Raw genomic sequence first — 26817 nt, forward strand, 5'->3', positions numbered from 1 at the left:
CAACCCTTTCACCGAATCAATAATAAACAATATATGTTAGGGCTATCATTTATCACTCAATCCTGTTAAATGAAAGAAACATTGAATATTACCGCTATCCTAAATATTGGGTTTGTGATAACATATATCTGAATCTTATAACTTTAGAAAATATGAAAGGAAGTGTAATAATCAGATATGAAAAAGATATTGAAACCATTGATTAGTGTTATTGCCATTGGTGCCCTCTCTCTATCTATAAATATAGATAAAAATGTATTAGCTAATAATATTGCAAATACATGTGATTATGATTCGGCATCGAAAGTAAACCCGGATTTTTCCACAACGAACTGTTTGTTAACCGAAACAGCACTGATTTATAATGTTCCTCCTGAAATTGTGAAGGGAATAGCGGAAGGTGAAAGTGGAAATTGGCGTCATTTCGATGTGAATGGTGAAGCGATTGTGACAGCTGATAATGGAATTGGCATTATGCAAATTACAAATCAAGCCGGCTACAATCAAGATAGACTAAAAAGCGATATTGTCTATAATATTCAAGCTGGTGTAGAGACTCTAGATAATATGTTTAAGCGGAAGGATTTACCTAGCATCAACGGTGGGGAAAGAGATGTACTGGAACATTGGTACTTCGCTATCATGGCTTATAACGGTACTAAGCCAGTAAATAGTCCAATTGTCCAAGCAACTGGTGAAAGAGGTGCAAATGCCTATCAAGAAAGAATTCTACGAATTATTGAGAAATTGGAATTAATAGACTTAACAGAACTGCCTTTTTCACGCGAACATTTTCAATATGACTCTAACAGCAAGGAAAATATTAAATTTTCAGCGATGAACTATGATTTTGATTTACCATTAAATAAATCAAAGTATTTTTTTGAAACAAATCAAAAAGTTAGTGCAACAACTAATGTAACATTAAGGACAAGACCTACTACGGATAGTCCTTCTATGGGTACTTTACGTAAAGGCGAAATTGTTACCATTACGGGTCCTTTTGTATATGAAGAAGTATCAACGAAGAAAAACCATTTTGTTTGGTATCCTGTGAAAAGAAGTGACGGGACAAAGGGGTATGTAGCATCTAGTTATTTAAACTACTCAGCTTCAACACCAACGCCAACACCTCCAGTTACCACTACAAAGGACTACTCAGCTTACACTAAAAAGTTTGCAGACTTCAGCACTACAGCTTGGTGGAGAGATGATATGATTTGGGCAATCGATCGAGGTTTAATTAGTGGTTACGGTAACGTATGGAACGCAAAAACAAAGAAATATGAAACACAGTTACAACCGAACACACAATTAACAGAAGCTCACTTCCTAACAATCTTCTTCCGTTTCGCTCAAAAAGATGAATTAGCAAGTGTAAAAAACACATCGTCTTGGAACAAAAGTGGTTTATACAACATGGCGAAAAAGTACAAACTGCCTGTACTAGCAAATGAAGAATCTACAGCTTCTAAAGCTCTAGCGGATAAAGGCATTAGACGTGGTAAATTGGCGCAACTGATGGCATCTTACCACTATGGGAAAACAGTAAGTGAAAACGAAGCTATTCAATTTTTCATGGATAATGGGATTACTACAGCTACATCAATCGGTGGCTATAACCCTGACCAAATTTTAACTCGTTCTCAAATATCAGCGTTTATTCAAAGATATGAATCATTCGTATCAAAGCAAAAATAATTGAACTTAGAAAACGGTTGCGTTCATTGCAATCGTTTTTCTGATTTTACGGCTGGTGCAATTCAATAGGAGCTAAGTTGAATTAGCAGTTCAAAGAGCCATTTATAGAGACTGTGAAGCTTTTTGTTTAGGATAACGAAAGGTGATAATAGCCCGCCGTATCTAATTAGTTGGAATATAACCAACATTTTCTAGTAATTTCAATGTGGTATAATTTAAATCTGGAAGTTTTTCTAAGGGGAAATATTTTAAATCTTTACTCTCCTCGTTTTGTTTAAGAATGCCTTTAACAGCAGTTGCTTTAAAAATTGCCGTCGCGTTATAAATTTCATCCCCATGTGGAAATTTGAAATATAACTCTTTCCCTGAAGCTAATCCAACCAATTTCAATTCTTGGGCAATTAATCCTGTTTCCTCATACAACTCCTTTTGAGCAGTTTCTTCAAAACTATCTCCTATTTCCACTCCACCGCCTGGAAGCCCCCAATCATCTGTATCTGAACGTAATTGCAATAGTAATTCTTCTTTTCATATAAAACAATGATCGCTGAACCTGATGCAATAATAGGGCTTGTTCCAACATGTTGGCGTAAAGCTAAAGTCTTCTTTAGTTTAAACAAATTTTATATTTTTCTTGAAGGAATTTTCTACTAAAGCATAGAGTAAACCTGCAATACCAAAAATGAGAATCGAAGGAATAATGCTTAAATTATACGCTTCAATAAAAAGAAAATCATATATTTTTTTAAAAGCAAACGCCCCTAGTACCCCACTGAAAAAGGTGAATATTACCACTCTAAACAACAATGATTCTATAAACTTACTTACAACGAATGTAAGTGGAAAAAATGAAATAGGATATAAAATAAACGTAAAAGATGCCGCGATGAACAAATAAATAAGTGCATATCCTGACGTTATATTTTTATTTCCTTCTACTACGTCTAATCCAAATGCCGCAAAGGAATATAACAATCCAAAAGGGATCCACATGATTAAACTATGATAAAAAGTTTTCAAACTATTATCCTCCTATGAAATCAATAAGATTGGTACAATCAAACCTCGTAATCAATTGGACGAAAAAAGTGGAATAAAGTTACAAATATCTGTTTGACTAAAATGGTCTGGAGGAAATGAAAGATATGGAATTATATCCAAATGAATTTTTATAAGAGGTATAATTAAAATAACAGAACTGATTAGTGGAGATATGGTTTGAAAGGGGGCTTGAGTATGAAGCGTTTAGTTATAGTGATAGTTGTAATTTGGTTGATTTTATTAGCTATGTGGTTTTTAACTACATCGTCACCGATTTAGAGTGATTGGATTATTAAACACAGTTTGAGAACAGCAAGGTACTGAATAGTTGATTTGCCAACATTCTAAAGACTTTTTTATTTTGTCACGCTCAGTTAAATGACTGTAGGTATCAATTGTTTGTTTTGTACCAACAAGGATGAGGTGTTCTTGAATTATTTTAAAATTACATTTTTACTAATCATATAGGAAGTTAAATCTCGCCACAGTTTTTTTCAATTTATTGGACATACAATCTGAGTGTGAAGGGAATCCATTACTTTTCATAAATAACAGGTTTAATGGATTGTTTTCATTCTCAAGCATAGGTGTCCTTTTGGATAAACTTGATCCAGAATTGAGAGTAGTTGTTCTAACTGACTTTCACGATGTCTTTTTTCAACGTATAGACGCTTGACTCCTTTCATTGGATTTTTTTGAATAACTCCCCGATCAATAGCTTTGGAAAAAATACTTTTCAATACCATGTATTTACCAATTAAATTACGCTTACTTTGTACTTTTTCTTATTTTTAAAATTTCAATAATGAAATGTTTTCATTTTTGACGATTGCATAACACAATTCATAATTATTTCTAGACTTAACTGCTAAATAGACACTTACATAAACCTCCATCCTGTGAGCATGTAAATCCGGTGTGGCGGAAAGAAATTGTTCAGCAGAAGATTGAAAACATTTTTCAAACAGAAAAAACAACCAAAAATTGGCTGTTTTCTCGGCGTTTAAACAAAAAGATTCCATATGTATTTAATTCCATCCCATATAGCTAAGGCTATAATTACTGCTAGAATTCCTTTAAAAATATCTTTCATTTAAGCACCTCCATTGAAATTGGTTATTTATGTATTTACGGAAGAGAGTTATAAAAGTTTCATTTTTTTAGATACAAGCGAAATTGAAATCATTAAGATGCTATGTAAACGTAATGCATTAATTGATAGAACAGCCAAGCGGTTAGCATGGGCCCCATTTATTAAGAATATAGTAATGTGTTGGATAGAAAAGGGGATGGAGATTATTGGATTATTAAATATTATTACGACCGCTTTCGGGATTAGCATGATAACATTGTTTATTTTTCTCTGGTCAACTGATGAGGACAAATGGAGTTTAAAAGGTATATCTTCTTATGCAGTTCCTGTAGCACTTGTCTATTTTGTTGTTTTTGTGCTTGTGTAGAAGATTGAAATTTTTAGCTTTCAATATAGTGAATTTCCTAATACTAGCGTAGTTAACTAAAAAACGTTGTAAATTGATATTGTGAAGTAATAGCAAAAGCGCACGGAAATGGCTAAATGTTGATTAACTATACAATTAAAACCAGGTGATCTTGAACTTTGATGCTCAATTCTTATCTTTTAAATATTCATTTTTAAAATATTAAATAATAACTAGTATACACATCCATACATAGATTTAATTGCTACATATCCTAGCAATATAGAGAGCGCACTCTAATACTAAAAAATGAAAAGAGGAATTATTTTGAATGAACAATCAGAAAATCTAAATCAAATAGCACCTTGTCCAGTAGAATCAACTGAACTAGTACCATTAGGTAGTGAGATTACTCCACTAATCGCTACACCAGTTACAGCTCCAACTATTAAAATTCCAGTTGTACTTGCAGAACCGACACTTCAAATAGTGGTGGAATCAGATATTACGCTGAATCCTGCTGCAACTGAAATCAAAAGAGTGAAAAAAAATGTATTCCTAAATCAAGTTAAATTAGTGCCTGTTAGATTTGCACGTATTGATAACACTGACTTTTTTAGAGTAACAAGAGCTAAATTATTTGTAGCAGGACATATTCGTAAAAATATTGAATATGCTTCAGCAGCATGTAATGGAGCGCTACAAGATAGAATTGCCGATGTTCCATTTTCTGGTTTTACAGAACTATTTTTCCCACAAACAACTGGAGGCCCTACTCCAATCTTGGGGATTTCTGAGTTTGCCGAAGCAAACTTCCTGAATGAAAGAACTCAATTGGATGCTCGGTTGGATAAGGCTTTCTTCCAAAATCTTGTGAAATATAATGAACAACCATTTGGCGAGTTAGTCGCTGCAAACTTCTTTGAACTTGATTTTTCACCAGTTATGGCATCACCAGAAGGTACTTTTAGCACATTGCGTGAAAAAATTGTTCTGGATCTTACAGTAAAAGTACTGCAAGTTCAACAAGTCCGCCTTGGAGCTGGTAGTACTGTAGTTACTCCTGTTCTGTTCGGACTTACTCCTCCTACTAGTCCTTGATAATCTCTAGTTTTTAGAGGTACAGTACAAAGCAGTTCACGGCAACAAAATGTATTCGAAAATAACCTTATAATATTAAATGAGCACTACAAATAATTTAATATTTGAGTTGGCAGTTGAAAGTTCAGTTGAATCTGAATTTCAACTGCCTTTTTGCAATTTAACAAACAAGATTGAAGGCTAGTGGGTGCAAAAGCACTTTTTTCAACAGTTCACGAAAAAGATATCGAACAAATTAAATCGATAGAACGCACAAGAAAAAAGATTTATCATCATTATTAGTACAATCGATTTAAAAGCCTTTTATAGATGTTATTAAGACTGTAAAGCTTGATTTGTAGTTGGTGATAGATGTTGAGATTAGGCATGAATGACAATACTTGTTGCATTTGTGTTTTGAATAGCCCTAGGGAGATTGAGGAATCCACACAAAGGGACTTGCAGATTTGAAATTCAATCTTAAACGCAAGTCCTAATCTTCTAAAACACAAGTTTTCATTTGTTTAAGAAAGTGTTTAATTCATAGAATTTCGTACTTTTTCAGGAATCATCACTACCTCAGTTTGTAAATCTACAGGTTTAAAGGTTTTATCAATACATTCATCCCAGTATTCAAGATGTTTTTTATCAATCCAATGTTCTGAATCATCCACATCAATTCCACCTGTCCCTTGAACAACATACCAATACAAATATTCTTCTCCATTTAACACTTCTCGAAAAATCGTTTCAACGTACATTTTCTCGCCTTCAAGAGTAACTAGAACATCTTCCATATTTTCATTCAAGAAAGCTAACCATTCATTTACTTTTTCCGTTTTACCTTGTTTCGCTCGATATCGCGTGCACTCAATATTCATTATACATTGTTCCTTTCTGTTTTTATCCATATTAACCCAACTGTGTTTTAACATATTATATATTATTTTCGTATTCTTCTGAATTTTATTTAGTCAACTGGAAAAGTACGGACTTAACTGCGGCTTTGTGATAAGGTGAAGATATGAAAGACAAGATTAATAGGGGGTATCTGGAATCTTTATTTCTAATTTACGATAGCCTTAAGAAATCTAATAAAATAGTGCAGGATTTGGAAGAAACCTTTTTACAAAGATGATATGCGATGATACTATATATTAGGCGGTAATTTCAAGGAGAGAGAATTCTTTCCTATTCGATATTTCGTCAATTAAAGAACGACAGAAGGTATAGAAAATATCGTGACAAATCTAATGTATATATTTTGTTTAATAGTTTGGGGACTTAATTTTATTGCAGTGAAAATTCAAGGAACGCCAGTGAGCTTAGAATTATCCTTGACTTATCGACTAGTTATTACTGCATTTTTATTTATTGCACTAGTGTTGTTTCTTAAGCCAAAAGGGAAGCCAACACGTAAAGATATACCTTTTATCATGGTGTTTGGTATATGTAATTTTGCATTAAGTTATTTATGCTTATACTATGCAACAATATTGAGCTCAGCAGCAATTGTAACATTAATCTTTTCTTTAAAAGTGATATTGACTCCGCTAGCACTTCGGATTTTCTTAAAAGAGCAACTACATCCTCGTGTTTTGTTTGGAGGAGTGTTAGGAGTGGTGGGTGTTTGTGTCCTCATTTATCCTTCTTTAAGTAGTTTTTCTAGCTTAGATGTTTTAAAAGGTATTTTGATTGCTCTTTTAGGTACAGTACTTACAGCTATTGGTGATGTAAGTTCTGCGAGGAATGCCAGAGGAAAGATTGACCCTATTTATTCGAACGCTATGGGTTTTACTGTAGGAAGTATTTTAATGTCAGTCATTGTATTGTTCCAGGGGCAAAAGATCATAATCCCTACATCAATAACATACATATCAGCTTTATTATATTTAACATTGATCGCATCTTTCCTAGCATGGCTATTTTATTTAAAGCTTGTTGAAAGAATAGGTGCTGCAAAAAGCGGGTACATGGTAGCTTTATTTCCGGTAATTGGAGGTATAGCCTCTGTTCTAATTGGTGAATCACCTCTTTCGATTTATTTAATCTTAGGATGTCTGTCTAGCTGTATAGGTGCAGCTATAGCTTTAGGATTTAGAATTCCCCGAAGAATTAAGCAAATGTAATTCTAGTTTTTGCGACAGCGTAAAGGATTTAAGGAAGTATGATTATAGTAGTCCACTCAGAAATGGGTGGATTTTTGTATTTGTTATTTCTTTTTCTACTAAGCGACTACTTTGGGAATATCGGGATAAAGCTATTTTAAATGTGAAAGGTAAATGAAAGGAGGATTCCATTTTGAAAAAGACATTTAGTTTATTCATCATGCTTCTTATATTCTGCAGTTTGTTGGTTATGTGTAAAAGTGAAGTTAAAGCTACTTTTGTAGGGGTAATTGATGAGATGGTAAACGATCGGAAAGCCGTAGTTTATGTAACTGAATCAGAAAATAATGCGGTTTACGGTATTGTTTATGTAAATCTTGCAAAGAATCCCGACGAAACATTTAAAGTTGGTGATAAAGTAAAAGTCGGTTATAACGGAAAAGTACAAGGTACGGCACCAATGGCTGTTACTACACTTACTGTTGAATTAGTTGAGTAATATAATAGTGTACAATGTGACATTGCATTGAAAAATTTGATCATTACTCTGCTTTTCTCGTAAGTCTATTGAGAGAGAAAATTATGAGGCCTGATTTTATTACCTCATGTTACGTCAACATGTAAACTAAAATAATTATATTTGGAGGAGAAAAAATGTCTGAAGATTTAACAGTAAAAATGAATGCGGGAAAACTGAACATTCGCGTTGCAGCATGGATTGTTTACAACGACAACCTATTAGTAAGTCAATTTCCTGACGGGACAATTTCTTTGCCAGGAGGAAGAGTACAGTTACGAGAAACTAGTATTGAGGCAATTGAGCGTGAGATATTGGAAGAAACGGGAGTGCAACTAGGTACCCCAAAATTATTTGCGGTAATCGAAAATTTCTTCCACGATAAGGATTATTTTCACGAGATTTTATTTATTTACCGTGGTCAAATTCCAATTCAGCCTAACTACAACGGACAGGATTCCAGTAGTCAAAAAATTAGTTGGCTCCCCTTGACACAAGTGAATGAGTTGAAACCGGATATTCTCGTTAATTTATCCCAAATTGTAGAGATAGATAAACTTCATCATTTCACAAATATTGAAGCAAGATAACCCTGCAATTACTCTTCTAAAGTAGAGGTACCTCACTACCTTAACACAAAATAAAAGGACTAGTATGTATGGATTTCTACACACAGGCCCTAATGCTGAAAGGCTAATAATTTTGATTTTGATAGGCGATAATAGATTTTTATTTTTTATAAATAGTTGTATTTTCTATACGAAAAGAATCAACTTCACCGCAATTTACACAGAATGTATATATTTTATTTGCCCCCTTAAATGAACCTTTACTTGGCTTTACTGGGATATAGTCTGTAGCTTCTGTAAATTGGGTATTTCCACAGCTCTTACATTGTTTATTAGTCATATATTTCGCTCTTATGCTAGTTGATTTAAGATGCGCGCTATGGATTTCTCCGAATTAGATGGAAGATCGAAAATAGGAGGGTATGATGATTGTTCTTTTATAAGTAGGTTGAAGAGGGCGCGTTTTGGGGGAGCATATAGGCATTTGCGTAGACTGTTAATCCTTAATAGCATAACCTATATCGATATCGAAAGGAGGAAAAAATATGCAATACGATTACAGGCATGATGGCTATGGGGGACAACATGGTGGCAGACATCCATATTACCCGGTTTCGCCAACTCATTTTTATCCGAGCCAACACTACCCATCCCATCATCACTACCCAATGCATTACTACCCAACTCATCATCGCCATCCGCACCACCATCACCACCATCATCAACACCATCATCAGCAATACCCACAACAGCCCTATCCGAACCCACGCTATTACTAAACAAGCATTGACAAGATCTTTATAGGGGCGATCGTTCCTTTTTATTGTTTAGGTTTAAATTGAACAGATCATTGGAGGAAAGTGATCCGCTTAATGAAGGTATAGGGATAACTTAGTATTCAAAAATAAATTTAGCTAGTGCTGACAATACTTATAAATAAAATGTAAAGAAAAATTATTGGTATTGAAATTTTTTGATGATTGCTGGGGAAGTGTGGACAAATTGGATCATTTAGCAAGGTTTACTTGAGTTAAATAGTTAAAAAGGTCACTCTGTGAAAGTGACCTTGAATGAAGAGGTGTAAGGCTTAAACCATACACGCTTAATTATTTTAATAGCTCAAAATAATTATTAAAAGATTAATACATGAATGTAGCGCCGACAATAATTAAAAGAATGAACAGAACAACAATTAGAACAAATGTTGAACCGTTATTGCCACCTCCACAGCTATAACCTCCGTAGCAACAATTGTTGTTATAATTGCCACTGAACCATCCCATGAAGCATTCCTCCTTTCTACATCTATAATATGTATCGATATAGAAAGTGAGGAAGGTATTTATCCAACAAAAAGTACCTTTTAAATTATAATTTTTTGAAATTAATTATTCCGTAATTTACTTTGAATAAAAGGGCCACTTTAATAGAAGTGACCCATAGTAACAAGGCGGTGTAAGCTAAAAAATTAGCTTATACTATTATTATGATTAAATAACTCTTTTGTATAGTGGATTGCCTTAGGAATTAATTTATAAATAGTAATGTAAAAGATCAACCATGCAAACAGAGATTCTATAAGACCAAGATAGCTTAATGGCCATCTTGGTCTATTTTGTGTGACGAAAGTGGAAGTATTACATAACAAATTAAACCAACTTCAATGGTGGTTCTAATTAAAAGTATAAAAAGCTTCACTAGGCGCAACATAAAAAAGTATTATAGATGTTTTGTTAAATCAAATAAAGCGTTTAATGAGGTGAAAGATTTAAAAATGGATATCATCCTAGCGTTGTTACCAGCTCTATTTTGGGGAAGTATTGTATTATTTAACGTCAAGCTCGGTGGTGGACCATATAGTCAAGTACTTGGAACAACATTTGGTGCACTCATATTCTCTATAGGTATTTATTTTTTTGTAAAGCCTGAGTTATCTCCTATAGTGTTTGGAGTCGGAATTGTATCAGGTCTTTTTTGGGCATTAGGCCAAGTAAACCAATTGAAAAGTATTGATTTAATTGGGGTTTCAAAAACGATGCCCATTTCAACAGGGATGCAATTGGTATCAACAACTTTATTTGGCGTAATCGTGTTTCATGAATGGTCGACAACAATGTCGGTTATATTAGGTATTCTGGCACTTATTAGTATTATCATTGGTATTGTTCTCACATCACTTCCTAATCCAGAAGAGAAACAAGAAGAACACGGAAGCAATTTGAAAAAAGGGATTTTAATTTTACTTGTTTCAACTTTTGGTTATTTAGTATATGTGGTGATAGTACGTTTATTTAATGTAAGTGGATGGTCTGCTTTATTGCCACAAGCAATCGGGATGGTAATAGGTGGGGTTTTATTAACATTTAAGCATAAACCATTTAATAAATATGCAATTCGTAATATTATTCCTGGTTTAATATGGGCTGCCGGAAATATGTTTTTATTTATATCACAGCCACGTGTAGGAGTTGCAACAAGTTTTTCTCTTTCTCAAATGGGGATTGTCATCGCAACTCTAGGTGGAATTTTTATATTAGGTGAGAAAAAAACAAAACGTCAACTTATAGCAATTATTATCGGGATTGTATTTATTGTCGCTGCTGGTATTATGTTGGGAATTGCGAAAAGATAAAAGGAGGACCTTGTATGTATCCAGATTTAGAAGGAAAAGTTATTGTCATTACAGGCGCTGCGACGGGATTAGGTAAAGCAATGGGCATTCGCTTTGGAGAGGAAAAAGCGAAAGTAGTTATTAATTATCGTTCCAATGAAGCGGAAGTAAATGCTGTTGTGGAAGAAGTTAAAAAAGCTGGTGGCGAGGCCATTGCTGTACAAGGAGATGTGACTGTTGAAGCGGACGTCATTAATCTCGTTCAGACTGCAATTAAAGAATTTGGAACACTCGATGTGATGATTAATAATGCAGGTATAGAAAACCCAGTCGCTTCTCATGAAATGCCGTTAAGCGATTGGAATAGAGTCATTAATACAAATTTAACGGGTGCGTTTTTAGGAAGTCGAGAAGCAATTAAATATTACGTTGAAAATGATATTAAAGGAACCGTCATCAATATGTCCAGTGTTCATGAGAAAATTCCTTGGCCGTTGTTTGTGCATTATGCTGCTAGTAAAGGGGGCATAAAGTTAATGACAGAAACATTAGCCTTAGAATATGCGCCAAAGGGAATTCGTGTCAATAACATTGGACCAGGGGCAATCAATACACCTATAAATGCTGAGAAATTTGCTGATCCAGCCAAACGTGCTGATGTAGAAAGCATGGTTCCGATGGGTTATATCGGAAAGCCAGAAGAAATCGCTGCAGTCGCAGTATGGCTTGCTTCATCACAGGCTAGTTATGTAACGGGTATTACTCTATTTGCGGATGGTGGAATGACTTTATATCCTGAATTCCAGGCTGGTCGTGGATAACGAAAAGTGTGTAAAAAGGTATCAAGGTTTCTTGATGCCTTTTTTCTTACATATGTTACAACAGACAAAAGAGAAATGATGTATGATTGTCTCAAGAAGGGATTATATTCAAATGGGAGTGATAAGGTTTGAATAATTCTTGGAATCGATTTATCTATAGGATGGGTTCTCCAATTTACGACAAGTTCTTTAATTCTGGTGTTTTTTTGAATGCTCGAAAACAAATATTTCAATCCATAGCATTTAATAATCAACAAAAAATCCTATTTGTAGGTGTAGGAACAGGCGCTGATTTAGAGTTAATTAATCATAATGATTTAAAAATAACGGCTATTGATTATTCACCGGACATGCTCGGTAAAGCAAGGGCAAAGTTCGAACATTCTACAATTACATTTTTAGAAATGGATGCTCAAAATATGGAATTTGAAAATGAATCGTTTGACTATGTCGTAGCTAGTTTAATCCTATCGGTAGTACCTGACGCAACTAAATGTTTTCAAGAGATGACGAGGGTTTTAAAGCAAGATGGGAGAATAATAGTTTTTGACAAATTTGTTCCTAAAAACGAAAAACTGTCCTTGCCCAAAATTTTACTAAGACCCATTATTAGCCTATTAGGAACTGATATTGGTCGGAGCTTTGAAGAAATTTCACCTGAAAATATAGTAGTGGAGGAAGATACGCCTATCATGCTCAATGGGATGTATAGGAAAATAATAATTAGTAAAATATATTGATATTTTTCATAAGTAGAATTAGGTAAAGCACATAATAGTCTTGTTATTTATATACTACAGCCTATGTACGAATAACCTAAATCCTATAAATGATTTATCATATTCTAATATTATTATCTATCGATTGAAAAGAGGGTAAGACAATGATGAATTCTTCCTGCAATTGTGATTGTAAAAATGTATCTCGATCATTTAAAGTATCTTCTTGTCCGATTTGTCAATGTAGCTCTGTTAGGCTTCCTGTTCCAAGTAATTTTACGACAGGAGCAATTTGGAGAAATCCATCTACTGAGACGATTGTTGTCACTCTTTTAAATAAAACAGACGCACCCCAAACAGTAACAGTATCGGTATTAGATTGGCAAAATTGTGCCCAAGAAGAGATGCCAAAAGAAGCCTTCTTATGTGGAGAATTGCAAGCTTCACCTTTTTATGACCCAGCAACGCCTCTTACTTTTACAATTCCAGCAAAAAAACTACTAGTCGTCCATGCAACTCCGCAAAATAGTTGGCAACTAAGTGATCCATGTTATGAAGTGCTTGTTAAAACTCCAACTGATCCTGTTTTTCCAGGTGATCCAATTCTTCCAGGTGATCCAATTCTTCCAAATGATCCTATTATCATGAATACATGGGGGATTAATATTGATGGGGTGCCTCAAGAAGGAAATACAGTGTTCCATCGCCAGTTTCAACGAACTATTTTTATTTAACTTCTTTCAGCGGATGTCACGGAATCGGAAAGAGTGCACATAGGATGGTAGCCTACAATCATCGCGTCGATGTGGAAAGGGCTATGCACATGACGCATTGTTTATCTGTAGCGAAAGCAAAGCGGCAGCTACAATTATGCCAAGACATAATTGATAAATAGGAAAGTGTTATAACTTCTTATGAGCTGTAAAAACATGACCAGTATTCATAACTGGTCATTTAGTGTTTTTAAAAGTGTAGAAAAGCAAGGTCAAAACCTCAAAAATAAAAAGGGGTGTTTTCTTGAAAATTATTGCTATCAAGCTAACTAGGTTTAGTTCTAGGGATTAATTAGTTTTTAAGTTAAAATATAGGTGATGTTTGGTGTGAGATTTTCAACTATAGAAGGAGCCGAATTATGAGGTTAACGAAAATAGCATATACAGGATTATTTGTCACTGTTTTATTAACAGGATGTACGAACGAAGAAACTAAAATTGAAGAAGTAAAACCGGCAGAATCTAAAATTGAAAAAGTAAAGTCGGGAGTAACTAAAGTAAACAACGTGAAGCTGTGGAAGGATGTTTCAACTCCCGAAGGCTTTAACGAATATGGAATCGAACCTACGCTTGAAGCTTGGATTGCCTATCACGCTGAAGATATTGTTAAAACAACCGATGTGAACCAATATTATCCGAAGGCCGATCAAATCACTACTGAAATGAAATATTTTCGGGTTCAAGGCGATGACCTTCAAAAGGACTTTGAAAACCTGAATGTGCTTCAAATTTGGATGGGACATCTTGAGTATGTTTTATCGACGAACACGCCAGAAAGATCAAGGTTTAATGACGACTTAAAACAGACTTTCAAGTATTTCACTGAATTACTTCATGATCTTGACATTGTAATAAATCATGGTGGGAAGGGTGAAACATTCGGGTTAACACACCAATTAGACGGGAACAAGGTTAAAGAATTGGAATCGTATCTCTATGAAAATGGCAATCCCTATCAAAATAACGAGTATTGAGCTACTTTTAAAGGTCTATTTTTATTTTTGGATGACTGGCAAGGTATGAAGCGCTGTAGTTGAATAGCGATTTAGCAAAGCTCAAAAGACAAAGAGTAAGTTGATCTACAAAATATGTAGAAGCAACTTTTTTTAATATTCTATACGAAAACAGTCTTAAAGAGAAACTATGTGTATTTGAGACTTTCATTCCTAAAGGGACAAGTTTACTTAGTTTTTTTCTAACATGTTAATTGAATGTAGGATTTCCCACCTCATCTAAAATGAACTCAGGGCCAATTACCTTTTTATATGGGGGAATAAATCCTGAATGATTGATAAAAGGGTACAGCACTGCAAGTTAAGGATGAAGATGCTCAATTGATTGGTATGAGAGACCGTTTCGTGATCCATTTATATAAATCTATATTTTTACATTTGTAAATAAAAAAGTATTGTTCTACCTAAAATTATGTACCAATTCTCACCATTTTTGTATAGAATCTAAGATAACTTATTTGGAAATGGAGTGAAGAAGATGTTTCCTATTTTAGATACTGAACGATTAGTGTTAAGAGAACTTACTGAACATGACGCCCCAGAAGTATTAAACTGTTTTTCAAATCCTGATGTATTACGCCACTATGGGCAAAATCCTTTAACAAATATAGAGCAGGTTAAACAAATAATTAAAAATTTTTCAAAGAATTATGATGAAAAACGTGGAATTAATTGGGGAATTTCATTAAAAGGACAAAAAGGTATTATTGGTACTATCGGTTTTCAAGAGTGGTCTACTGAGCATAAAAGAGCTGAAATTAGTTATGCACTTTTTCCTGAGAGCTGGGGAAAAGGGTATGCACAAGAAGCTGTTAATAGAGTCCTAGCATTTGGCTTTCAAGAGATGGATTTAATGCGTATTGGAGCTATTGTTTTTACTGAAAATGAAGCCTCAAATAAACTATTGACCAAATTGGGCTTTGAAAAAGAAGGGATATTAAAAAATTATATGCACCAAAATGGTGTTCCGTATGACACTAATATTTTTTCTCTAATTAAATAAATGTAAGTAGAAAAAAGGGTCACTGGAGGAAAGTGACCCTTAGTCATTCATATAGAAGGTATAGGGATAAATTAGTATTACACTAAGGAAACTATGAACAATAGAGACATTGGCGGCGTTGTTTATTAGTAACTAATGAAAGTAGCGCCAACGATAATTAAAAGAATGAATAATACTACAATTAAGACAAAAGTGGACCCTGAGCCGTAACCATTACCTGAACAACTCATTTTTACTCCCTCCTTTCTACAATATATAATACGCAAAGTTGTAAAAAGGAGAGAAGATAATCATCTAACTAAAAAAATAATTAAAGGTAGAAATAATTTTTCCAATACTATTACATTAAATTTTACGAGTATAATAGTTAGGAAGAGGGCATCTACTACTTGGTGGAGTGAATGACCTTCGTAAGTAACCATTCAAGATACATATTTTACATATTGAAGTTATATACATCCGATAGCAGCTAGTTATTATAGGAGGAAATACAAATGGAAAAAGTGAAATCACCAAAAGTTGGCGTTGGGGCAGTTATTGTAGATAAGGCTAACAAAATTTTACTCGTTTTACGTAAAAAAGCACCAGAAGCAGGCTGTTGGAGCTTACCGGGTGGTAAGGTTGACTATATGGAAACAATAGAAAATGCGATCATACGTGAAATAAAGGAAGAGCTTGGAGTGGACATCGAAATTACACAATTGATATGTGTGACCAACCATATTATACATTCAGAAGATGTCCATTATGTAGCGCCTACTTTCGCTGCTCATATTACGAATGGTGAAGTAGAAAATAGAGAACCGCATGCTTTAGAGAAAGTGCAGTGGTTTTCAATAAATGAAATTCCAGAAAACATTACAATGACTACAGAATATGCGCTGAGACAGTTAAAGCTTATGTAATTTAGGGGAAATATGGGTACAATCTTGTTCGACCTGATGGTACACATTATGATAGTGAAAGCTTGCTGCGCCAGCCTAGAATCATTTAATATGACTAATTTACTGATGAAGAAAAGAGTTGTTGGATTGGGAAAAGTAGTGGGCCCGCAGGAACGTAATGAAGAGGTGATTGAAGCAAAGTCCACGGACTTATGATACTAAACAATTGATGTATATTTTTTTGTAGACAAACATAAAGCACAAACAAAGTCGCATTTTTCTACTGTCTGAAATCACCAGGTCGGGGTCTGGTGATTTTTTATGATGTTGTAAAAAAGTATTTCAAATTATGAAGTGATAAGTATAGTTTTGTAAATTAAAACATTGATTTGTTGTAAAAATTGGATGTAAGGCAAAAAATTAGATTTAAAAGTAATGTTAACTCTGCTAGGATAATATATCGTAGGAGGTGTGATTTGGTCTAAGGAGCTTGTATCATAACAGAAAAATACATAACACCTTTGACAATTAATGTTAATGAAAAAGAGAAAAATTGTTCTCATCGTTTGCTTGTTTACGATCTTTCTAACAGGCTCACGAGTTTTATGGTTGGAATTATTCGATAATTCAGATCAATCACATGCTGTAAAAGGGCAAATGGATTTAAGAAATTGGAATTTTAATGATGAACATGCCATTACACTCGACGGAGAGTGGGAGTTTTATCCTTATAATTGGTTAATTAGTGAAGAAAAGCACTTAGAATCTAAAAAGGTTCAATCTACATACATAGAGGTCCCTGAGGGATGGAGTTCTTCTTTACAAGAAGAAGAGATGAGCCCTTACGGTTACGGTACTTATCGCTTAAAATTACTCGTCAATCCAGAGGACAAAATAACTTACAGTATTCGAGTTCCGAGTGTTCGGAGTTCTTCTGAAATTTATGTAAATGGACGACAGTTAGCAAAATCAGGTGAAATTGGGGAGAAAGCAGAAAATACAGTGGCCAAAAATGTTCCATATACTGTTTCTTTTGAAGCAAACGGTCATAAAGAAATCGAAATTATTGTTCAGGCTTCTAACTTTAAGGATCCTCGTGGCGGCGGCATTGTTCGCTCCATTAAATTAGGAAAAGAAGATATATTAGCTAAGGAAACTCAATGGTCGATAGCTATGCAGCAACTAGTTGCAGTTGTTTTTTTTATACACGCGATCTATTCTTTCATTTTATTTTTTATAGGGAACATGGAAGAAAAAAGATTACTTTATTTTTCTCTATTATCAATGAGCATTATGAATTATTACTTATTAGCAAGCGATGACAAATTATTATCTTATTTGTTTCCGATTAATTACGAATGGGGCTTTAAATTAGTTCATCTTGCTATAGTAGGGATAGGCTTTTCACTCATTCAATGCATAAAACATTGGATGCCTCAACATGTGAGTAAATATACACGTTGGTTTAGTATTTTGTGTGGTATAGCTGCATTTATGGCAATCGTGTTGCCTACTCGCTATATAGTAACTTATCAAGATATATATATATTTATTTTAGGTATTGCGTTAGTAATAACGATTCTAACGGTAATGAGAAAATCTATTAAAGAGGTCAGAAATAATATATTTTTACTTCTTGCCATTTTAGCATTTGGCAATAATTACATTTGGGATGGTCTACTTCTCATTTTTGGAATAAAAGTGATTATGTATCCATTTGATCTTATTATCACAATGGCTTGTTTGGCTACATTATGGTTTAAAGGATATGCAAAAGTTTATTCAGATACGAAAGAACTTGCTAATAAGCTTCAAAAGGCTAATAAGTTAAAGGATGAATTTCTTGCTAATACGTCTCATGAGTTACGAAATCCACTTCATGGGATCCTTAATATTTCTAAAGCTGTTTTGGAAAGAGAAGAACGTGTACTCAGTGACAAAAGTGTCAAGGATTTAGAAACAGTGCTGTCTGTAGGAAGTCGTATGTCAATTATGTTAAATGATTTACTAGATGTCATGAGTTTAAAAGAAAATAACCCTAAACTAAAGTTTAGAACTGTTTCGATTCAAGCAATTGTATCAGGTGTATTAGATATGCTCTATGTTATGGGTGACGGAAAACAGATTCAGTTAATGAATCAAATCCCTGAAAATTTCTCAAAAGTAATGGCTGATGAAAATAGAGTGATTCAAATTGTTTTTAATGTACTTCATAATGCGGTGAAATACACAAACGAAGGTGAAGTGAAGATTTCTGGTCATGTAAGAAATGGGATGGCGGAAATTGTGATTTCGGATACTGGTATTGGAATAGATGAGGAAACCATTGAACGTATATTTGAACCTTATGAGCAGGGTACTCTTAGTAAGGCAATGATAGAAGGCGGATTTGGGCTAGGACTGAGTATTAGTAAACGTTTGGTTGAACTACATGGGGGAACATTACGGGTAAAATCAGTTGTAGGGAAAGGGTCAGAATTTACGTTTACTCTCCCAATATCTGACGGAACGGATGAGCAAACAAATGTAGCACTGCTATCAGATGAGAACGAAGTATCAGCGGTAGTGACTCCTACAAATCCATTTGATGATCGGATTGGAAATCAATCTATTATGGAAGCGAATAGACCTAGAGTATTGGTCGTCGATGATGATCCAGTTAACTTAAGAGTTATCGAAACAATACTTTCTATAGAAAAATACGACTTAGTATCGGTTACAAGCGGTAATAAAGCTCTCGAAATATTAATGTCACAAGAGTGGGATTTAGTCATATCAGATGTAATGATGCCAAATATGTCTGGGTACGAATTAGTTCGTACAATTCGTCAGCATTTTTCAATAACTGAACTACCAGTTTTACTTCTCACAGCAAGGAGTCAGCCGCAAGATATTAAAAATGGTTTCTTATCTGGTGCGAATGATTACGTTACAAAACCAGTGGACGCTTTAGAGTTAAGATCAAGAGTGAATGCATTAACCGATGTTAAACAATCTGCACAACAACGACTTCGAATGGAGGCAGCTTGGCTTCAGGCACAAATACAGCCCCATTTTTTATTCAATACATTAAATGCGATTATTACGTTAAGTGAAATTGATATCGAGCGAACTAGTAAGCTACTTGAAGCACTAAGTGATTTTTTAAGAGAATCCTTTAAGTTTCAAAATATTGATGAACTTGTTCCACTGGAAGACGAAGTAAATCTTGTTCAATCTTATATATACATTCATAAGGAACGTTTCGGGGAGCGGATTAACGTAACGTGGGATCTAAACGTTTCCACAGACGTCATGATACCATCACTAACCATCCAACCATTAATTGAAAATGCTTTGAAACATGGGATATTGCCCCGTGAAAATGGCGGGAATATTCATATTAGCATTGAAGATTTCGACACGTATATTGAGATCTCTGTGTCAGATGATGGCACTGGAATGGATGAAGCTACGATGGAACGTTTACTTGAAAGAAAATCGGAAAGTTCAAATGGCATTGGATTGCTTAATACAGATCTTCGCTTAAAACAACATTACGGTAAAGGACTTCAAATTAAAAGTAAGCCAAATCAAGGTACAACCATATCGTTCGTAGTTCTTAAAAAGAAAGAAAAGTCAAAGCAGTTTAAGCGTCAATTGAATGTAAAATAATAATATTCAATAAAGCTACACTACCATTTTATAATGTGGTGTAGTTTTATAAAAATATTGTCCATTTAAAATCCTGTTTACACAGGGTTTTTTTTTAAAAACTTTTTTCAGCAGGTGTCACTGAAAAGGAAAGGAGTACTTTAGTGGAAGCACGAACTCATGCATACATGTTACTTATTACGAAAACAAAGATCTTTGTAAAAAACAAAAGATATGCATAGGACTATTCAAAATCCATATGATAGGATGGAGTTTGAATCAATAATAATTTTTGAACGTATATTTTAGGTGTTTTGTTAACCTGAAAGGAGCAAGTAAGTTTGTTCTTGAACCATTGGAATGTATTAGAAAGTACATAATAAAGAACAGATAACCTTAATTAGTTATCTGTCTTTCAGCAATCAATTTGTAAAAGGATCTTCTATTTCATATAGATAATTTTTCTCAAGATTTTCTTTTGTTTCAGCATTAACGGTTTTCTCTTTTGCTTCTGCTTGGTCACTAGCTGGTGCTTCGTCATGAGAAGAACAGGCAGTCAGTAAGAACGCAGTCATTGCCCCGAAATACAAAAATTTTTTCATTGCTACAACCTCCGTTATTGTTTGTTACGTTTTAGATTGTGCAATTACACTTAGAATATAACGGAAATGGCGATGATAAAAATTTCTTTTGTAACGAAAAATGGAAAATGAAAGTTTGACAATAAAAAGGAGGATTATGCGTTTATTTTACTAATCACTTATATTTTTTTAACTAATTTTCTAAGATCACGACTAGTATTTGGCAAAGACATTTGAATATAGTCATCAATTTAACTGGATGTTTCGGGTTGGCTAACTGCAATATTTTCTAGGTTTTTATATTGACATGGGAAATTGAATCAAGAAAAACAGAATCGTCTATTCGGCATAATTAATGTACATACGAAAACACTAAGAAAATCTTAAGAATTGGTGTGTGTGTTTGTTAAGATTTAATTAGTATTATATCCTTATACGAATCCTATAGGGGCGATCACATGAGCCTAAAGAGATGGAGGAGTGAATGTAGTTGAACATTTTGATTTGTGATGATGATAAAGAAATTGTAAGGGCGATTAGCATTTATTTAGAAAATGAGGGATATCAAGTATTCAAAGCTTATGATGGTATAGAGGCAATCGATCTTATTAGAGATCACGTTATTCACCTAATTATTATGGATATTATGATGCCAAAAATGGATGGGATTACGGCGACGATGAAGATTCGGCAAGATAATATGATTCCGTTAATTATGCTTTCTGCTAAGTCGGAGGATTATGACAAAATACTCGGATTAAATATCGGAGCAGATGATTATATGGCCAAGCCGTTTAATCCATTAGAACTTGTGGCTAGAGTGAAATCGCAGCTAAGAAGGTATACGACATTTGGGAGTCTTGAGGTGAGTAGTTATGTTTTTCAAACGGGCGGGCTCATGATTGATGATGAACAGAAAGTTATTACCGTTGATAAACAAAAGGTTCATTTGACACCAGTGCAGTATAAAATTTTAAAGCTTCTCACAGCAAATGCTGGGAGAGTATTCACGATGGAAGAAATTTACGAAAGGGTATGGAATGAAAAGGCTATTAATCCAGAAAATACGGTTTCGGTTCATATTCGAAAGATTCGAGAAAAAATTGAAATTAATCCGAAAGAGCCGAAGTATTTGAAAGTTGTATGGGGAGTTGGGTATAAAGTTGAGAAAGTGGAGAAATATTAGTCATGCACTCATTACGAAAGTGGGTGTGTTCCTGATTGCGATTGTTTGTTTAACTGGTACAGCGAAGGCAATTATCAACATGGAATTTAATGAGGTTCATCTTAGTAGTATATATCAAGATAATTATTTTGAAAGCCGAGCATTCGCTAATGAAAGTTACAGCCTTATTGCTACCGTAGCGCAATTAATTGGAAAATACAAAAGTGAAGAACATATTTTAAGCGGTAAGACACTAACAGAAGAAGATATTAGGGAAATCGAAGAAAATTTATATAATGATTTCCGTAATTCATACAGATATAATCCAAATTTGAGTGAAGTGGAAAATAAGCGCATATATCAAGAAAAATATGCGGATGCCATAAATAGTAAAAAAGAAGAAAGCATAAAAGAACAGGTAAGAGAATTTTATCGGTTACTCAGCACACTAGAAGCATATGAAGGGATCGTGTTTTATGCGAGTGACGGTGAATATGTATTCTCCAATAGTAAATTAAATAAGAAAGAGCAATTTGAATCATTTGGTGCATATATGCTATTTGAGGATTATCAACAAAAGCTCTATCCAAATGAAGTGAAAGAAAGTCAATACTTGGATTACTTTACACACGAAGTTGAAAAGTTGAATCCACAAACAGACGTCATTTATGTGGCGTTTAAAGAATCTTTCTTACAACAAAAAATGCCGGAATGGGAAAAAGACAAAGCGATTGCCAAAAGTTTTCTTAATGAATTCATTGTATTTCTAGCTGGATTTATTTTATCTTTTGTTTATTTAATCATGGTTATTGGAAGAACGTCATTTAAAGAAAAAGAAATTCATTTTCATGTCATTGACAAACTATATAATGATCTCAATATTGTAATAGTCGTTTGTTTAATATCGATGTGGATAGCAATGATTGTTGAAGTGTTACATGATATGTACATGCTCCTCACGATACCTATTTTTATCATTGCCTTACTGATGATTTTATCACTCGTCAAGCATATCAAAAATATTTCATTATTTAAGCATACACTCATATATCAAATTCTCAAAAAAGTTTTTCTTTCAGTAAAAAATGTATTTGATAATGGCAGTATGGGTGTGAAAATTGTGATGCTTGTCATTGGCTATCCATTAGTAGTTGCTGCAACGTTTTTCGTGTTTCCTATTACCATGGGTTTAGCTGCCTGGTTTGCGATGAGAAAGGTGAAGTCGTTTAATCGCATTAAAGAGGGCGTAGAGCAAATTAAGAATGGGGATCTTCATCATCGCATTGAAGTAGACGGAAAAGGAGAGTTTAGCCAACTTGCGGCGAATATTAATAGTATTACTGATGGGTTAAAAAAGTCGGTGGATAGTGAGATCAAGAGCGAGCGTTTAAAAACAGAGCTCATTACGAATGTTTCCCATGATATCAGAACGCCTTTAACGTCAATCATTACGTATGTCGATTTATTAAAAATAGAAAACGACCCTGAAATGATTGCTGAATATGTAGACGTGTTAGATCAAAAATCGAAAAGACTCAAGCTCTTAACGGATGATTTATTTGAAGCTGCTAAAGCGTCAAGTGGAAGTATGCCTGTTCAGTTAGAACGGATTGACATAGTATCATTACTAACGCAAGGAATAGGAGAAATGGGTGAAAAAATTGAAGCGTCGTTATTAGAATTTAAGTTAGCCTACCCAACAGAAAAGGTGTATGTGAAGGCTGATGGTAAACTCCTATGGCGCTCCATCGAAAACTTATTCTCGAATATTTTTAAATACGCACAGCCTGCATCAAGGGTATATATTGATGTTGAAGATTTAGGGAATGAAATACTCGTGACATTTAAAAATATTTCAGCATACGAATTAAATATTTCAGTCGATGAGCTAATGGAACGCTTTAAAAGAGGAGATGAATCTAGATCAAGTCAAGGTACCGGTTTAGGGTTGTCGATTGCTGAAAGCCTTATTCACATCCAGCACGGAAAGTTCTTAATTCAAGTAGATGGCGATTTATTCAAGGCCATGATTTATCTACCGAAAATTCAAAATGATTAATGTAGTGTAGCAAAGGAATAGGATATATGAGTGTCCTATTCTTTTTCTGTGTAAGGTATAGCTAAAAATAAGCCTAGATTTAATAAATCAGAGCCTGCTTTTTTCAATGGCAGGCTCTAATATCATACACACCTTTAAAGTTCTAATCGCATAGTACAGCTTGTTTCCTTATTTCCATGTTTTTCATACAAGACAAAAGCGCCATTATTTTCTGCTAAGACACTTAACTCCAAGTAATCAAGCTTACGTTCATCGGCCCATTTCTTTGCCTCTCGTAGCAATATTGAACCGATGCCTTTACTTTGATATTGTCCGCCAACAATTACATCCATAATATACGCATAACTATGCTGGACGATACAAGAATAAGGAGGAGTAGTTAATTCTTGAATTAGTAAAAAGCCGGCAATACTGTGATCTATTTCAGCAACAAAAATATCTGATTTTTCTTCTGAAATTGTGTTTGTAAGAAACTTTACATCCTGTTTTGTTGGAGCTATGTACTTTGGTTGCAGTTTTGACATCTCTAAAAACAGTTCTTCATATAATATTTCTATTTGCGGAATATCTTCCAATGTTGCAACTTTAATATTCATGTTCTACCTCCATTCGAATTTTATACCATTTCACTTTACCGTATTTTTATATTTTCGAAAATAATCAGTAAATTGAATAAAAAACTCAAATAGCTAACACCGTATAAACCGCAGGGGATTTCCAATACTAAAGCTGTTTTAAAATATTTAGTATGAGAAGGAGGCTATCAACAGTGAGATTTTTTGCATGGGGACTTTTAGGTGCCGCAGCTATTTTTGGCGTAATGAAACGCCAAGCGATGTCAGACAATGCACATCAAATGACAACGTCTTCCCAGGAAGGCACGACACCAGTACAATTAGTTGCAAACAGTAATCCACTTACCGCAAATACACCAAAACAATAATTAATGCACTTCAAGCTTATAGACACTGTAAAGGTCTATAAGCTTCTACATAAAAAATGAAAGCCTAATTTTTCCTTTACAAAAGTATCCAGAAAAATGTATAGTTATGTTAAATATATGGTGAAACGGGGTTTTGATTATTTATGATGAAACTTATTAATGGCTAATAAAATTTTAAAAAATTTTATAGTGCAATAACGCAAATTAAGGTGTATACCTTAATTCTTTTTAGTTCGCCCTTTGCACAATAGCGATTAGAAGTCATCATATCTATTCAAATCATATATTTTTAATATCTCCTATAAGCCTCTAGCAGGGTCAAGGCAAAATCCGGACGTATAGTTTATTTGTACAGAAGCTAAAGCCCATCGAAGTGACAGCTACAATGACACTGAGGAGTATTAATCTATATTGAATTTAAATTTGACTATGAGAAGGATTTCTTCTTATAGTTTTTTTTATGTCTTTTTGGGGGTGTGCAAAATGGTAATGTCTCAATTACTTACTTTGAGCTTATAAAATAGAGAAATGAGGCGTAAATATGACAAATTATCAATTAATAAATGATTACAAGGACAATCAAAAATATAGAGAAAGTTTCAATGAATTAGCAAAGTTAATTTTTGGATTAGATTTTAGCCAATGGTATGAAAAAGGATGCTGGAACGATCAATATTGTTGTTATTCATATATCGATGGTGAAAAAGTAATTGCAAATGCATCAATAAGTAAAATGACTGTTGCTGTAAACGGTAAGGATTTTAAAGCCATACAAGTTGGAACAGTAATGACGCATCCAGATTATCGTCATAAAGGTTTAGCAAAAAAATTAATGAATGTCATTATTGATAAATATGAAAAACAATACGATTTCATCTATTTATTTGCGAATGAAACAGTCTTAGATTTCTATCCGAAATTTGGGTTTTCAAGAGTACAAGAAAGTAGATATTTCTTAAATGCTGATGGTTTACAGAAAAAATCAAACATAACAATCCGGAATTTAGACGTTGAAAATATCAACGATGTATCTTTATTGAAATTGTATGCAAAGGAAAGAATGCCATTATCGTCTGTTTTAGATGTGAAAGAAAATGAAAGTTTACTTATGTTCTATTTTCTTATTGCATTTCCTAATTCAATTTATTTTATCGAAGACGAAGACGTTATAGTATTATTCGAAGAAGAGGGTGAGGAATTACATCTTTTTGATGTTGTAAGCCGCAGTAAGATTGATGTAATAGAAGTTTTAAGCTACATTACTACATCGGATATAAAAAGAATTATTTTTCATTTTATCCCTGATTGTCATGATCTAGAGTCTGAAGTAATTGAAACTGAGGACGATGTATTGTTTATTCGGCCGATGATAGAATTCGGGACAGAACGACCGTTATTTCCATTAACATCGCATTCGTAAAGCCAGTTAAATGTTTGAATACAGTTAAATTAAAGAGCTTTTTCTATTATAAAAATAAGTAAAAAGGGTGATTCAACTTGATACAAATAAAAAGGATATATAAAGAAAATTTCCCACAAGGCAAAAAAATTATTTATCAATACAGCTCCAATAATTATTATGATGTTTCCTTTAAAGAACGAGAAAATGGCTGGGCTGTTGATTTTACGTTAAAACATTTCGATACGCCATTTCACAAGTATTTGGAAGGAGAAATTTTTGAGGATCATATAGAGGATATTGAATGTTATATTGCTGAGTTAAATGGAGAAGAAGCGGGAATTGTTAGTTTTAATCATGAGAAGTGGCATCATGTGTTAAGAATTAATGATATTCATATTGATCAAGCCTATCAACAGCAAGGCATTGGTAGTAAGCTCATGGCTTTGGTCAAAAAGCGTGCAGCAGAAGTTGGGGTGAGGGCAATCGTTTTAGAAACACAAACGTCTAATTTTCCTGCTATACAGTTTTACAGAAAACATGGATTTCATCTAATTGGATGTGACTTAATAAGTTACTCCAATAAAGATATTGATAAAAGGGAAGTAAGAATTGAAATGGGACTTGTACTTGAATCGTAATTATCGAAAAAAGGAGTGCAAAGTGTGGTACATCCACCATTAGCCATCGTGAAGTGAAATTCTAATAACTGTTTGTACCCGCGTTTACATCGTTCATGTCATGCAATTTCCACTTTA

At 33.9% G+C, this 26817-nt stretch carries 27 protein-coding genes and 1 pseudogene; 19 read left to right on the forward strand and 9 right to left on the reverse strand.

Annotation, left to right across the window (positions count from 1 at the left end; all coding sequences use genetic code 11):
• Window positions 1-177 precede the first annotated feature (177 nt).
• Entirely contained in the window at window positions 178-1701 is a 1524-nt protein-coding gene (locus tag ACFTQ7_RS09510; protein ID WP_386828308.1) for an SH3 domain-containing protein, read from the forward strand.
• 162 nt (window positions 1702-1863) lie between these two features.
• On the opposite strand, the pseudogene ACFTQ7_RS09515 reads toward ACFTQ7_RS09510, so the two are convergent.
• Together ACFTQ7_RS09515 and ACFTQ7_RS09520 are read right to left on the reverse strand one after the other, a co-directional pair.
• Window positions 1864-2321 (reverse strand): annotated as a pseudogene (locus tag ACFTQ7_RS09515) (NUDIX hydrolase).
• Window positions 2314-2721: a hypothetical protein gene (locus ACFTQ7_RS09520; protein WP_386828309.1), complete on the reverse strand. Its 408-nt coding sequence runs from the start codon at window positions 2719-2721 to the stop codon at window positions 2314-2316. The pseudogene ACFTQ7_RS09515 and the gene ACFTQ7_RS09520 overlap by 8 nt, the downstream one beginning before the upstream one ends.
• Before the next feature lie 1127 nt (window positions 2722-3848).
• Between ACFTQ7_RS09520 and ACFTQ7_RS09525 the strand changes: the two genes are divergently transcribed.
• Together ACFTQ7_RS09525 and ACFTQ7_RS09530 are read left to right on the forward strand one after the other, a co-directional pair.
• A complete protein-coding gene (locus tag ACFTQ7_RS09525) occupies window positions 3849-4202 on the forward strand; it encodes a hypothetical protein (RefSeq protein WP_386828310.1) in 354 nt (117 codons plus the stop codon).
• A 288-nt stretch (window positions 4203-4490) separates the two neighbouring features.
• Window positions 4491-5282 carry a CsxC family protein gene (locus ACFTQ7_RS09530; RefSeq protein ID WP_386828311.1) on the forward strand — a complete coding sequence of 264 codons (792 nt, stop codon included), beginning with the start codon at window positions 4491-4493 and terminating at the stop codon, window positions 5280-5282.
• 515 nt (window positions 5283-5797) lie between these two features.
• Here the strand turns inward: ACFTQ7_RS09530 and ACFTQ7_RS09535 are convergent.
• A complete protein-coding gene (locus ACFTQ7_RS09535) occupies window positions 5798-6142 on the reverse strand; it encodes a DUF6176 family protein (protein WP_386828312.1) in 345 nt (114 codons plus the stop codon).
• Window positions 6143-6502: 360 nt separating this feature from the next.
• Here ACFTQ7_RS09535 and ACFTQ7_RS09540 point away from each other — a divergent pair, with 360 nt between their 5' ends.
• The 3 genes from ACFTQ7_RS09540 to ACFTQ7_RS09550 all read left to right on the forward strand — a co-directional run bounded on the left by ACFTQ7_RS09540 (window position 6503) and on the right by ACFTQ7_RS09550 (window position 8476).
• Entirely contained in the window at window positions 6503-7390 is an 888-nt protein-coding gene (locus ACFTQ7_RS09540; RefSeq protein ID WP_386828313.1) for a DMT family transporter, read from the forward strand.
• Window positions 7391-7562: 172 nt separating this feature from the next.
• Window positions 7563-7868 (forward strand): hypothetical protein, encoded by a 306-nt coding sequence (locus ACFTQ7_RS09545; protein WP_386828314.1) that lies wholly within the window; start codon window positions 7563-7565, stop codon window positions 7866-7868.
• A gap of 155 nt (window positions 7869-8023) precedes the next feature.
• Window positions 8024-8476 (forward strand): NUDIX hydrolase, encoded by a 453-nt coding sequence (locus ACFTQ7_RS09550; protein WP_386828315.1) that lies wholly within the window; start codon window positions 8024-8026, stop codon window positions 8474-8476.
• Between the two features lie 139 nt (window positions 8477-8615).
• On the opposite strand, the gene ACFTQ7_RS09555 is transcribed toward ACFTQ7_RS09550, so the two are convergent.
• The 3 genes from ACFTQ7_RS09555 to ACFTQ7_RS09565 form a co-directional block, all read right to left on the reverse strand.
• The gene (locus tag ACFTQ7_RS09555; protein WP_386828316.1) at window positions 8616-8795 is read right to left on the reverse strand and encodes a hypothetical protein; all 180 of its coding nucleotides are present in this window, start codon (window positions 8793-8795) and stop codon (window positions 8616-8618) included.
• 176 nt (window positions 8796-8971) lie between these two features.
• Entirely contained in the window at window positions 8972-9202 is a 231-nt protein-coding gene (locus ACFTQ7_RS09560; RefSeq protein WP_386828317.1) for a hypothetical protein, read from the reverse strand.
• Between the two features lie 392 nt (window positions 9203-9594).
• A complete protein-coding gene (locus tag ACFTQ7_RS09565) occupies window positions 9595-9738 on the reverse strand; it encodes a YjcZ family sporulation protein (protein WP_349657803.1) in 144 nt (47 codons plus the stop codon).
• A gap of 491 nt (window positions 9739-10229) precedes the next feature.
• Between ACFTQ7_RS09565 and ACFTQ7_RS09570 the strand changes: the two genes are divergently transcribed.
• The 6 genes from ACFTQ7_RS09570 to ACFTQ7_RS09595 all read left to right on the forward strand — a co-directional run bounded on the left by ACFTQ7_RS09570 (window position 10230) and on the right by ACFTQ7_RS09595 (window position 15395).
• Window positions 10230-11087 (forward strand): RhaT/GlcU family sugar-proton symporter, encoded by an 858-nt coding sequence (locus ACFTQ7_RS09570; protein ID WP_386828318.1) that lies wholly within the window; start codon window positions 10230-10232, stop codon window positions 11085-11087.
• 14 nt (window positions 11088-11101) lie between these two features.
• Complete coding sequence (gdh, locus tag ACFTQ7_RS09575) at window positions 11102-11887, forward strand: glucose 1-dehydrogenase (RefSeq protein ID WP_386828319.1); 786 nt, start codon at window positions 11102-11104, stop codon at window positions 11885-11887.
• A gap of 128 nt (window positions 11888-12015) precedes the next feature.
• The gene (locus tag ACFTQ7_RS09580; protein WP_386828320.1) at window positions 12016-12627 is read left to right on the forward strand and encodes a class I SAM-dependent methyltransferase; all 612 of its coding nucleotides are present in this window, start codon (window positions 12016-12018) and stop codon (window positions 12625-12627) included.
• Window positions 12628-12770: 143 nt separating this feature from the next.
• Window positions 12771-13340: a hypothetical protein gene (locus ACFTQ7_RS09585; RefSeq protein WP_386828321.1), complete on the forward strand. Its 570-nt coding sequence runs from the start codon at window positions 12771-12773 to the stop codon at window positions 13338-13340.
• A 398-nt stretch (window positions 13341-13738) separates the two neighbouring features.
• Window positions 13739-14353 (forward strand): hypothetical protein, encoded by a 615-nt coding sequence (locus tag ACFTQ7_RS09590; RefSeq protein ID WP_386828322.1) that lies wholly within the window; start codon window positions 13739-13741, stop codon window positions 14351-14353.
• A 517-nt stretch (window positions 14354-14870) separates the two neighbouring features.
• Window positions 14871-15395, forward strand: coding sequence for a GNAT family N-acetyltransferase (locus ACFTQ7_RS09595; protein ID WP_386828323.1), 525 nt, complete (start codon window positions 14871-14873; stop codon window positions 15393-15395).
• A gap of 125 nt (window positions 15396-15520) precedes the next feature.
• Here the strand turns inward: ACFTQ7_RS09595 and ACFTQ7_RS09600 are convergent, their stop codons facing one another.
• Window positions 15521-15625 carry a YjcZ family sporulation protein gene (locus tag ACFTQ7_RS09600; RefSeq protein ID WP_386828324.1) on the reverse strand — a complete coding sequence of 35 codons (105 nt, stop codon included), beginning with the start codon at window positions 15623-15625 and terminating at the stop codon, window positions 15521-15523.
• A gap of 264 nt (window positions 15626-15889) precedes the next feature.
• Here ACFTQ7_RS09600 and ACFTQ7_RS09605 point away from each other — a divergent pair, with 264 nt between their 5' ends.
• Together ACFTQ7_RS09605 and ACFTQ7_RS09610 are read left to right on the forward strand one after the other, a co-directional pair.
• Window positions 15890-16300 carry an NUDIX domain-containing protein gene (locus tag ACFTQ7_RS09605; RefSeq protein ID WP_386828325.1) on the forward strand — a complete coding sequence of 137 codons (411 nt, stop codon included), beginning with the start codon at window positions 15890-15892 and terminating at the stop codon, window positions 16298-16300.
• A 588-nt stretch (window positions 16301-16888) separates the two neighbouring features.
• A complete protein-coding gene (locus ACFTQ7_RS09610; protein WP_386828326.1) occupies window positions 16889-19933 on the forward strand; it encodes a hybrid sensor histidine kinase/response regulator in 3045 nt (1014 codons plus the stop codon).
• 401 nt (window positions 19934-20334) lie between these two features.
• On the opposite strand, the gene ACFTQ7_RS09615 is transcribed toward ACFTQ7_RS09610, so the two are convergent.
• Entirely contained in the window at window positions 20335-20514 is a 180-nt protein-coding gene (locus ACFTQ7_RS09615) for a hypothetical protein (RefSeq protein WP_386828327.1), read from the reverse strand.
• A 469-nt stretch (window positions 20515-20983) separates the two neighbouring features.
• On the opposite strand from ACFTQ7_RS09615, the gene ACFTQ7_RS09620 reads away from it, so the two are divergent.
• The gene (locus ACFTQ7_RS09620) at window positions 20984-21679 is read left to right on the forward strand and encodes a response regulator transcription factor (protein WP_386828328.1); all 696 of its coding nucleotides are present in this window, start codon (window positions 20984-20986) and stop codon (window positions 21677-21679) included.
• Window positions 21657-23717: a HAMP domain-containing sensor histidine kinase gene (locus ACFTQ7_RS09625; protein ID WP_386828329.1), complete on the forward strand. Its 2061-nt coding sequence runs from the start codon at window positions 21657-21659 to the stop codon at window positions 23715-23717. Before ACFTQ7_RS09620 ends, ACFTQ7_RS09625 begins: the two co-directional genes overlap by 23 nt.
• A 134-nt stretch (window positions 23718-23851) precedes the next feature.
• On the opposite strand, the gene ACFTQ7_RS09630 is transcribed toward ACFTQ7_RS09625, so the two are convergent.
• Entirely contained in the window at window positions 23852-24313 is a 462-nt protein-coding gene (locus ACFTQ7_RS09630) for a GNAT family N-acetyltransferase (RefSeq protein WP_386828330.1), read from the reverse strand.
• A 173-nt stretch (window positions 24314-24486) separates the two neighbouring features.
• Between ACFTQ7_RS09630 and ACFTQ7_RS09635 the strand changes: the two genes are divergently transcribed.
• From ACFTQ7_RS09635 to ACFTQ7_RS09645, 3 genes are all read left to right on the forward strand, one after another.
• On the forward strand, window positions 24487-24660 hold the full coding sequence (locus tag ACFTQ7_RS09635) for a hypothetical protein (RefSeq protein ID WP_386828331.1): 174 nt from the start codon (window positions 24487-24489) through the stop codon (window positions 24658-24660).
• Window positions 24661-25201: 541 nt separating this feature from the next.
• Window positions 25202-26080 (forward strand): GNAT family N-acetyltransferase, encoded by an 879-nt coding sequence (locus ACFTQ7_RS09640; RefSeq protein ID WP_386828332.1) that lies wholly within the window; start codon window positions 25202-25204, stop codon window positions 26078-26080.
• A gap of 77 nt (window positions 26081-26157) precedes the next feature.
• Entirely contained in the window at window positions 26158-26700 is a 543-nt protein-coding gene (locus tag ACFTQ7_RS09645) for a GNAT family N-acetyltransferase (protein ID WP_386828333.1), read from the forward strand.
• Window positions 26701-26817 lie beyond the last annotated feature (117 nt).

It is taken from the genome of Lysinibacillus sp. NPDC056959 (genome assembly GCF_042674095.1).
Classification (GTDB): Bacteria; Bacillota; Bacilli; order Bacillales_A; family Planococcaceae; genus Lysinibacillus; species Lysinibacillus zambalensis.

What these genes read in the sequence shown, in the direction of transcription:
- ACFTQ7_RS09630 (WP_386828330.1), bottom strand. Translation starts at nt 24,313, where the DNA reads ATGAATATTAAAGTTGCAACATTGGAAGATATTCCGCAAATAGAAATA.
- ACFTQ7_RS09550 (WP_386828315.1), top strand. Translation starts at nt 8,024, where the DNA reads ATGTCTGAAGATTTAACAGTAAAAATGAATGCGGGAAAACTGAACATT.
- ACFTQ7_RS09595 (WP_386828323.1), top strand. Translation starts at nt 14,871, where the DNA reads ATGTTTCCTATTTTAGATACTGAACGATTAGTGTTAAGAGAACTTACT.
- ACFTQ7_RS09590 (WP_386828322.1), top strand. Translation starts at nt 13,739, where the DNA reads ATGAGGTTAACGAAAATAGCATATACAGGATTATTTGTCACTGTTTTA.
- ACFTQ7_RS09640 (WP_386828332.1), top strand. Translation starts at nt 25,202, where the DNA reads ATGACAAATTATCAATTAATAAATGATTACAAGGACAATCAAAAATAT.
- ACFTQ7_RS09605 (WP_386828325.1), top strand. Translation starts at nt 15,890, where the DNA reads ATGGAAAAAGTGAAATCACCAAAAGTTGGCGTTGGGGCAGTTATTGTA.
- ACFTQ7_RS09570 (WP_386828318.1), top strand. Translation starts at nt 10,230, where the DNA reads ATGGATATCATCCTAGCGTTGTTACCAGCTCTATTTTGGGGAAGTATT.
- gdh (WP_386828319.1), top strand. Translation starts at nt 11,102, where the DNA reads ATGTATCCAGATTTAGAAGGAAAAGTTATTGTCATTACAGGCGCTGCG.
- ACFTQ7_RS09510 (WP_386828308.1), top strand. Translation starts at nt 178, where the DNA reads ATGAAAAAGATATTGAAACCATTGATTAGTGTTATTGCCATTGGTGCC.
- ACFTQ7_RS09530 (WP_386828311.1), top strand. Translation starts at nt 4,491, where the DNA reads ATGAAAAGAGGAATTATTTTGAATGAACAATCAGAAAATCTAAATCAA.
- ACFTQ7_RS09600 (WP_386828324.1), bottom strand. Translation starts at nt 15,625, where the DNA reads ATGAGTTGTTCAGGTAATGGTTACGGCTCAGGGTCCACTTTTGTCTTA.
- ACFTQ7_RS09555 (WP_386828316.1), bottom strand. Translation starts at nt 8,795, where the DNA reads ATGACTAATAAACAATGTAAGAGCTGTGGAAATACCCAATTTACAGAA.
- ACFTQ7_RS09535 (WP_386828312.1), bottom strand. Translation starts at nt 6,142, where the DNA reads ATGAATATTGAGTGCACGCGATATCGAGCGAAACAAGGTAAAACGGAA.
- ACFTQ7_RS09565 (WP_349657803.1), bottom strand. Translation starts at nt 9,738, where the DNA reads ATGGGATGGTTCAGTGGCAATTATAACAACAATTGTTGCTACGGAGGT.
- ACFTQ7_RS09585 (WP_386828321.1), top strand. Translation starts at nt 12,771, where the DNA reads ATGATGAATTCTTCCTGCAATTGTGATTGTAAAAATGTATCTCGATCA.
- ACFTQ7_RS09615 (WP_386828327.1), bottom strand. Translation starts at nt 20,514, where the DNA reads ATGAAAAAATTTTTGTATTTCGGGGCAATGACTGCGTTCTTACTGACT.